The sequence below is a fragment of the Prevotella amnii DSM 23384 = JCM 14753 genome, from assembly GCF_000378745.1.
Lineage (GTDB): Bacteria > Bacteroidota > Bacteroidia > Bacteroidales > Bacteroidaceae > Prevotella > Prevotella amnii.
The window spans coordinates 1-9,347 of sequence record NZ_KB905318.1 but is presented as its reverse complement, the minus strand read 5'-3'; the positions used below and the strand labels follow the sequence as shown (position 1 = coordinate 9,347).

Genomic DNA, 9,347 nt, shown 5'->3' with positions numbered 1-9,347 from the left:
GTAAACACCATCCGTTGTCAATTAAAACGAGAAGGAGAATCCTGTTACTGGACCGAGATTGTACGACGTATGAACACCCAAAAACTCGTTACCACAAAAGGGAAGAACCCGTTAGGTGAAACTATTGAGATGCGCCAATGCAGTAGTCCTTCGAAGCAAGCAAAACAGATATACGATAAGTTGAAATTAAAACACTCACCATTCAAAAAGAATAAAATTTGTAGGACACAGAACTCATAAGAAAAACGAGGAAAGTACGGTAACAGTAACAATTAGGCGAAAGTGGGTGTTAAACTTGGGCTAAACACATATATAATACTTATTTCATAGCACAAACTATATTCCTATTTGCTTGTATATACCCCATTTTAATACCCTTTGTAACCTCACTACAAAACTAAAAAATAATATAAAAACATCTTTTACTATTTATCAAAAGACTGAAACGATAAATAGCTTTTCTGTAAAATATATTTTTTTAATAAAACTATTATTTATTTTTATTTTGTGGTTTAGTAGTAAAAGAGTATGTAGAAATAGTATCTTTAGGAATTTTCCTTCGTTCAAAGGCAGCGTCCAGCACACGCTTTTTTTCTATTTCCTCAGTGTATATTTGTTCTATAATATTTTTGCCATTTAGCTTTTTTATTATTTCTTTATTTTGCTGAACATGCTCTCTATCGCGGTTAAGTCGCCTATCAAGTACAGTAGCAAAATCAAAACTACCCACTCCGCTTGATTTTATATAACCATAATCATATAGCTCTCTTTTAGACATATTGCGTGATAAACTATCTATATTGAGCTTGTGCTTTCCTATTACAACTACTTCATTAAGACTATGTTTGCTTGGAAATAAGAACACTGTATCGCGTAAAACTTCTTCACGAGTAAGTTTTTCAGAAGAATATCCCTTAGCTTTAAAACTTGCTTGCTTAAACTGCTTTGGTAACGTTACAGTACCAAGATATATCGTTTTACCTATAAACTGCCCATCTACACATACCTCTACATCACGCACAGGAAATCTACTTATGGCATCGCATACTAATATCTGTTGCGCTTTTACATCTACTGTAATAATAATAGATATAAAAAAGCATAAGTATAAAAATATTCTTTCAGGATAAATAAAGGAAGATATGGATAGTTTCATAAAACAAAATTATTTTTTATAAAAGTAGAAATAATATATTATCTACGTTATACTATTACATAATAATAACAATATTTATGTCTTTTGCATAAATAACATAGTTATGTTTTATAAATATAAACAAAAAAATGCGGTAGAATAAAACATCTACCGCATATTTTTTTTATTTCAAATTATGCTTTTAAAGCTCTCATTGCGTTTATAACAGCTAATATCATCACGCCAACATCTGCAAATATCGCTAAACCCATTGATGCTAACCCAATAGTAGCAAGTATAAGTACTGCTATTTTTATTCCAATAGCAAAGATAACGTTCTCTTTAGCTATATTAATGGTACGACGTGATAGCTTAATAGCTGTAGCTATCTTAGCAGGATTATCGTCCATTAATACCACATCGGCTGCTTCTATAGCAGCATCACTACCTAATCCGCCCATAGCTATCCCTACATCTGCACGCGATAATACAGGTGCATCATTAATACCATCACCTACAAAAGCTATGGTCTTATCTTTTGGCTTAATACTTATAATATTCTCAAAGTAGCTTACCTTATCGCTTGGTAATAGTTCTGCATGATAGCTATCAATGCCAGTTTGTTGTGCTACTTGTGCTGCAACACTTTCTTTATCACCAGTTAACATAACCGTCTTGGCTATTCCTAAATGTTTTAATTCTGCAATAGAAGAAGCACTTTCGCTCTTTATTTTATCAGCTATTACTATATGTCCTGCATATAAGCCTTCAATAGCTATATGAATAATAGTACCTGTATTATGGGTGGAACAGTAATTACATATAGGAATGTTTACACCTAAATGTTGCATCATACGCCTATTCCCTACGCTCACTTGCTTACCGTTTATGGTAGCAGTAATACCTTTTCCAGCTAATTCGTGCACATTCTCTACACTGCATCCATCTGCCTCTTTAGCATAAGCTTCGCGCAATGCAAGAGCTATAGGGTGACTTGAATAACGCTCAACATGAGCTGCTAAATGTAATAGCTCTTGCTCATTTGTTTGGTTTGGGTGAATGGCTGTAACCTCAAAAGTACCATGAGTAAGGGTTCCTGTCTTATCAAAAACCATAGTGTGGAGCTTGGAAAGCGCATCCATATAATTGCCTCCTTTTATCAATATGCCTTTATGTGAAGCTCCTCCTATACCCGCAAAGAATGTTAAAGGAACAGATATTACTAAAGCACAAGGACAACTTACTACTAAAAAGGTTAATGCACGATGTAACCAAACAGAAAAATCTGCACTATAAGAAGCTGAGAAAAAAGGTGGTATAAATGCTAAAACAAGGGCTAATATTACAACTATAGGGGTATAAACATGAGCAAAACGACGTATAAACGATTCGCTCTTAGACTTGTTCTCATTAGCATTTTCTACTAAAGAAAGAATCTTACTTGCTGTAGATTCGCTAAAAATCTTAGACACCTTCACTCTTAACACTCCAGAAAGATTGACACTTCCTGAAATAACGTCATCTCCTTTAGACACATCACAAGGCATACTTTCACCTGTTAAAGCCACTGTGTTAAGGCTTGAAGTACCCTCTAAGATAACACCATCTAATGGTATTTTTTCACCAGGCTTCACTATTATCACATCGCCTATAGACACGTCCTCAGGATTAACCTTTTCGATGTTTCCGTTATTTTCTATATAAGCTGCATCAGGACGAAGATCCATCAGGTCTGTTATAGAATCACGAGCTTTGTCTTCGGCATAATCTTCAAATAGTTCGCCAAGCTGGAAAAACAACATCACAAAGACAGCTTCCAAATACTCTGGCTCTGCATTAGGTAAAAAGCCTATTAGAAGTGCACCCACTGTAGCTATCACCATAAGTAAGTTTTCATCAAAAGGATCGCGTTTTATGATGCCTTCTATAGCTTCCATTAACACATCATAGCTTATCAAAAGATAAGGTATTAAATACACTAAGAGTAGCTGCCAAAGGGGCAACTTTGCGTATTTTTCTATTAGCCATGCTCCTAAAAGAAGTATGACAGTGAGGATAATACGGAGCAATTTCTTATTCATACGACATTAATATTTACTTGTTATTTTTATAATTAATATACAAAAGTAACAGTTATGTTTTACAACTTGGTTGCAAAATGACCTTCTATACCATTAGTCATATTTGCTTTTTTATTACCTTTGCACTTATGAAGATAGGAAATATAGATATAGGTTATCGTCCTTTATTCCTTGCTCCTATGGAAGATGTTACTGACATAGGGTTTAGAAGTATGTGCAAGCGTTATGGGGCAGCTATGGTTTATACCGAATTTGTTTCGGCTGATGCCATTATTCGTAATATAAAATCGACATTATCGAAGATGGTTATAGACGATAATGAGCGTCCTACAGGCATTCAGATATATGGTAATAATGTAGAATCGATGGTAGAAGCAGCCAAGATAGTAGAGGAAGCTAAGCCTGATGTCATTGATATTAACTTTGGTTGCCCGGTTAAAAAAGTTGCAGGTAAGGGGGCTGGAGCGGGCTTACTAAGAAATATCCCACTACTTTTAAATATTGTTCGTGAAGTAGTAAAGGCTGTTAATGTGCCTGTTACGGTAAAAACACGCTTAGGATGGGACGACCATAACTTAATTATAACTGATTTAGCCGAACAAATACAAGACTGTGGGGCAAAGGCACTCACCATACATGGGCGCACAAGAGAGCAAATGTATACAGGGAAAGCTGATTGGACGTTGATAGGAAAGGTTGCTAAAAATCCACACATCACAATACCTATCATAGGTAATGGGGATATTGTTAGTGTAAAAGATGCTTACGATCATTTTGATAAATACGGAGTAGATGCGGTAATGATTGGTCGTGCTACATTTGGGTGTCCATGGCTTTTTTGTAAAGACCAAACATCACTTTCTCTTGACGATAAGATAGATGTGTTAGAAGAAATGCTCCGCATTAATGTGGAACGTATAGACGAATATCGTGGTATTTTACACACTCGGCGTCATCTTGCAGCATCACCAATATTTAAAGGCATTCCAGATTTTAAGCAAATGCGTATTGCTATGCTCCGCTGTTCTAAAATGGAAGAGCTTATAAAAATGTTAGAAGAGATAAGAGGATTTCTCAAAGAGAATAGCTCTCGAGTAACAACTTAAACATCAAGCGCAAGCCTTACTATATAGGCTTGCGTTATTTTCGCTTATATATAGTGCAATAACTATCATTATAAACAACACTATATTTTTGTTTTTTCATCCATATATGAGTAAGTTTACTTACCTCTTCCGTTTCGCTTAAAGGTTTTACTTTTTTTAATTCTACTATTAAAGGATAACTTTTAAAAAACGCTTTCCTTTCGTTTAATCTATCTATAAGGCTTTGCCCTGTATAGATTACAGTTTGTGTATGTCCTAAAAAAGGTAAAGAATGGGTAGCATAGTAATACTCCGACTTTTGGTTTATTAAGAAAAGTAACCGCCTGTTGCTATCCTGCTCTTTGTTAATAGCTTTTATAACTTGTTGATATTGTAAAGCATTAGCAGAATCGGTGTAGATATTAAGCCTATCATTTTGCACGAGAGTGGTTTCTTTCCATCGTGGCTTAACCGCTCCATATGCCTTAAAGGCTTGTTTTATTATTCCGGATAATCCTATACATAATATAGTTATTAACAAGAGAGAGTTCCATTTCTTACTTATCTTTGTATAGCAATAAGCAGCGGGGAAAATAGCCATTCCTGCTATCCAGTTATATACTCCTGCTATACCTATATCGCTTCCTATAGGAAATATAAGAGTAGCTATTATGAGATAGCTAACAACAACCTTTCCTTCTCCTATATTTTTATTTATAATAGCATATAGGCAGATAAGTAAAGAACATGCAAGTGCTACCGTATAAGGCAGAGATGTATAAGATAAAATGAATATAATAATAGTCAATAATATTTTGGTCAATATATGATCTTTATATTTTTTTATTTGTTTAATGGTTGTTAGTTTGGCTATTATTAATAATACCACTATTGTTAAAGCAATGTTTATTCCACTTTTAAAATACTTATATATAATATTTCCTTTACTATGTGTTGCATTGTTGTTACTTAAAGTACAAAAAGCCTGTTGTATAGCATCTATATAATATGCTTCTTGATGAGATATTAATAACATACAAACAGCTAAAAAGCACCCTAAAACTATACCTATAGCAAAACATACACCTGCTTTTATATTAATCTTACTTCTTTCATGTTTTTTAAAAACAAAAAGCGGAATAATAATTAAGGCTATTAAAGCAGCATTAACAATACGCGCAAATATAGATAAGCCTATAAAAAAGCCAGATAATATGACCCATATACAATATTTTTCTTCTTTAGCTTTGTTTATACAAAAGGCAGAAATAGCTATAAGCAGATAAGAAAAGGTATCATAGTGGAAAGTAACCGTTATAGTAGGGAAGACAAAACATAAGCTAATGGCTATTAAGGAATATTGCCATGGGATATATTTCTTAAAGATAGAATATAACAAAAATATTGATAAAGTTAGCGTAAATGCCTCAAAAAATCTAAATCCAAGCAGACCGTAATTGCCAAAAACTATTTCCCAAAATCCTCCTATAACACCTGTTAGATAATATAAGAAATTAAAACTATTAGCTTCTGGATATTTAAAAATACATTCATAGAAAGTGTTACAGAAACCTACATCTACATTGTCTATACCTTGTAGCCCCGTCAAGCATCTATAGATGAATCCTATTAAGAATGTAAAAAGAATAAAAGTATGTTTGGGTGGAGTATAATTAATTGTCATTTAAAGATTATATTGTTAAAGAGTATGTGTTATTTTATTTTATATTTACTATGTTAAGATATTCGTTTATAAGCTCTTGTGTTACTTTTTGCGTACTAAACTTCTGAACATAATTTTTACTTTTTTCTATTATTTCTTTTCTGTTTCTTCCTGAAAGGATTGATGTTAAGGCTTGTTTCATACCTATAACATCATCAGGACCAACATAAATATTATATGGTCCGCCTGCCTCTTCTAAACAGCTACCCGTACAAGCCACTACGGGTAATTGGCTATATATGGCTTCTATAATAGGAATACCAAATCCCTCATAACGTGAAGGATACACAAAGCTATGGGCAAGCTGATAAATAGAAGGCAGATCTTCGAAAGGTACGTTATGTAAAAACACCACCCTACCCTGCATATTATGCGCGTTAATATAACTTATTACTTTTTTTGTATAAGGTGTATGCTTACCAACAATAACCATTTTAGCATCTGTCTTTATATCTTTAAATGCTTTTACAGCAAGTAATATGTTTTTTCGTTCCTCTATACTACCTACAGAAAGAATATATTTTTCTGGTAAATGATAATGCTCTTTTACCTCTTTGAGCTTTTCTTCGTTTACCTTTTCTTTAAAAGATTGTTCACAATCTTGATATATGACAGTGATTTTTTCTGGTGCTACGTTTCCAAATTTTATAATATCACGCTTTGTACATTCACTAATAGCTATTATATGGTCAGCCTCTAAACAAGCTGCCGCAAACTTATATTTATAGAAAAACAAGTCGAGCGAACTATAATATTGTGGATAACGCAAAAATATTAAGTCATGAATAGTAACTATCGACTTAATTCCTGTTTTGCTTATACCTTTTGGTAGCTCACCCGATAAGCCGTGATATATATTTACTCCATCAGAAATTAAATCTTTTTTAATACGTAAAAAGCGCCATAATGCTTTGCCTATTTTCCCTTTTCTACCTTTAGGATAGACGTAACGCACCTGATCAGTTTCCTTTATTTGATCACGTAAAGTGTGATTACCTTTATCTGGAGCATATAGGCGAAGAGAAAAACGCTTATCTTTTTCGCTTAAAACGTCCTTGATAAGTGTCCTACTATAATTACCTAACCCTGTGCTGTTATGCACTATCCTTTTGGCATCGTATCCTATTATTATAGGGAGAGTCTTCATAAATATCGTTTTTTATAAGCACCAAAGGTAAATAAAATATATGATACTTATATGATAACCTATTAAAAACTTGTTGGATAGCAATGATTTTGCTAATTTTGCGCAAAACTAATTCTCAATGAATATACTTTACTTACTTGTTTACCTCTGTTGGTATTTACTCTCTTTATTACCATTAAGGCTACTTTATTTGCTATCAGATGTGCTTTATTTTTTTGTAGCTAAAGTAGCAAAATACCGTTATAAAGTGTTATGGGATAATGTTTCTTCTTCTTTTCCAGATTATAATGAGGCTCAAAAAAAGCATATTATTAGCAGTTTTTATGCTTGGCTGTGCGATTATTTTGTAGAAACTATTAAGCTGCTTACTATGAGCAAGGCAGAGATTAAACGCCGTATGATATTCACAGGGTGCGATGAAATGGACAAATATTGGGCAGAAAAACGGTCTATAGGCATATATTTAGGTCATTACGGGCAGTGGGAATGGGTTACCTCTTTGCCTCTTTGGCTTAAGTCGGAAGGTAAATGTACGCAGATTTATCATCCATTAGAAAATAAAATCTTTGATAAGCTCTTTTTAAAAGTACGTCAGCGTTATGGTGCTGTGTGTATCCCTATGAACGAATCGTTAAGAAAGATTGCAAAATATCGTGCCAAATCTGTAGCTGTAGTGGTAGGATATATTGCCGATCAGGCTCCTTTTTGGAATAATATTCATCATTGGATAAATTTTCTTCACCATGATACACCTGTTTTTACAGGAGCCGAACGTATGATAAAAGCCACTAACCAGGTGGTATATTATGCCGACGTGCATAGAGTGAAGCGTGGATACTACATCTGCAACTTTAAAAAGATAAGCGATCAGCCTAAGAAATACCCTGACTATGAGCTTACTGATACTTACTTTAACCTTCTTGAGCATAGCATAAGGTATGATCCAAGTATATATTTATGGAGCCATAAACGGTGGAAACGCACACATGAGGAGTATAACATTCGCCTAAACAAAACTACAGGTATAGTTGATTTACGCGATTTAAACATTATAAAACAAGAGAAAGGAATAAGTTGAGCTATGTTTTTTGTACATGATAAAGGTAGAATGTGTAATAATATCCTTCAGTATGCACATGTATATGCTTGGGCACGTGAGCATCATAAACACACTATGTCTATGCGTTTTGCTTATAAATATCCTTATTTTGATATTTGTAACACGCGCTATCACAACTTTTTTTTCTATCTCTTAGGCAAATATAGTGCTAAAGTGGGGCTGCTAAAAACGGTATCTTTCAATGAAGAAGATTGTGATTATACTCTTAACGAAACGTTGATGTCATCTCATAAACATTTATTCGTAGAGGGGTGGTATGTGCGCTACTACGACTTGTTTTTAAAATATAAGTCTGAAATATTGTCTCTTTTTCGTTTTCATACGGCTATTGAGACTAAGATTAATGCTGTATTGGCTCCTTTTCAAGGTACAATAAAACTGGGCGTGCATATTCGTCGAGGCGATTATGCACGTTGGCAAGGGGGCAAATATTATTATAACGATGACCAATTTATGCACGTTATAGGGCAGTTTATTGCTTTACACCGCGACAAAACAGTGAAAATCTTTATCTGCGGCAATGATCCTAAGCTCGATAAAGATGCTTATAAGCACGCTTTTGGCAATGGTAATGTGCATTTTCCAGCAGGCAATCCGGGTGAAGATCTTTGCCTTTTGTCTCATTGCGATTATATAATAGGCGCACCAAGCACGTTTAGCCTTACTGCTTCGATGTATCACAATACACCACTTTACTGGATTTTAGACCCTCTAAAACCACTTAGCATATCGTCATTCGGCTGTTTCGACAATCTTTTTAAACAGATTATTTAAGTAAATAACCCGTTGGCGGAATTAAAATAATAGATAAATTTATATGAAAGAAAAGTTGTACATACAAGAATTTATTTGTAACTTAGTATTGCTCAATACATTAAGTTATAAAATCAGTATGCACAACTTATATACAAATTTCGTAAAAATCCTTGATATATGCAAGCTATTCTCAAAAGATTTAGTAAATGAGCAAGGTAATATTCCACGCCCAGGCGTCGTTCCGAGATTTAGCGACCTTGAAATAGTATCGCTTTCCATAGTAAGCGAGGCAATGGGCAT

At 34.0% G+C, this 9,347-nt stretch carries 7 protein-coding genes and 2 pseudogenes; 5 read left to right on the top strand and 4 right to left on the bottom strand.

Annotated elements, in window-relative coordinates; genetic code table 11:
* Window positions 1-240 (top strand): annotated as a pseudogene (locus F596_RS11695) (IS1634 family transposase); the annotation flags it as partial.
* Between the two features lie 250 nt (window positions 241-490).
* On the opposite strand, the gene F596_RS0110125 reads toward F596_RS11695, so the two are convergent.
* Both F596_RS0110125 and F596_RS0110120 read right to left on the bottom strand, forming a co-directional pair.
* The gene (locus F596_RS0110125; RefSeq protein ID WP_019036862.1) at window positions 491-1,156 is read right to left on the bottom strand and encodes a hypothetical protein; all 666 of its coding nucleotides are present in this window, start codon (window positions 1,154-1,156) and stop codon (window positions 491-493) included.
* Window positions 1,157-1,329: 173 nt separating this feature from the next.
* Window positions 1,330-3,216: a heavy metal translocating P-type ATPase gene (locus F596_RS0110120; RefSeq protein WP_019036861.1), complete on the bottom strand. Its 1,887-nt coding sequence runs from the start codon at window positions 3,214-3,216 to the stop codon at window positions 1,330-1,332.
* Window positions 3,217-3,344: 128 nt separating this feature from the next.
* Between F596_RS0110120 and dusB the strand changes: the two genes are divergently transcribed.
* Window positions 3,345-4,322, top strand: a complete 978-nt coding sequence (dusB, locus tag F596_RS0110115) for a tRNA dihydrouridine synthase DusB (protein ID WP_024992778.1) — start codon at window positions 3,345-3,347, stop codon at window positions 4,320-4,322.
* 34 nt (window positions 4,323-4,356) lie between these two features.
* On the opposite strand, the gene F596_RS0110110 is transcribed toward dusB, so the two are convergent.
* Both F596_RS0110110 and F596_RS0110105 read right to left on the bottom strand, forming a co-directional pair.
* A complete protein-coding gene (locus F596_RS0110110) occupies window positions 4,357-5,985 on the bottom strand; it encodes an ArnT family glycosyltransferase (protein WP_019036859.1) in 1,629 nt (542 codons plus the stop codon).
* A gap of 34 nt (window positions 5,986-6,019) precedes the next feature.
* Window positions 6,020-7,171 (bottom strand): glycosyltransferase family 4 protein, encoded by a 1,152-nt coding sequence (locus tag F596_RS0110105; protein WP_019036858.1) that lies wholly within the window; start codon window positions 7,169-7,171, stop codon window positions 6,020-6,022.
* Window positions 7,172-7,289: 118 nt separating this feature from the next.
* On the opposite strand from F596_RS0110105, the gene F596_RS0110100 reads away from it, so the two are divergent.
* From F596_RS0110100 to F596_RS11195, 3 genes and pseudogenes are all read left to right on the top strand, one after another.
* Window positions 7,290-8,249, top strand: a complete 960-nt coding sequence (locus tag F596_RS0110100; protein ID WP_019036857.1) for a lysophospholipid acyltransferase family protein — start codon at window positions 7,290-7,292, stop codon at window positions 8,247-8,249.
* Between the two features lie 3 nt (window positions 8,250-8,252).
* On the top strand, window positions 8,253-9,065 hold the full coding sequence (locus tag F596_RS0110095; RefSeq protein WP_019036856.1) for an alpha-1,2-fucosyltransferase: 813 nt from the start codon (window positions 8,253-8,255) through the stop codon (window positions 9,063-9,065).
* Window positions 9,066-9,108: 43 nt separating this feature from the next.
* Window positions 9,109-9,347 (top strand): annotated as a pseudogene (locus F596_RS11195) (IS982 family transposase); the annotation flags it as partial.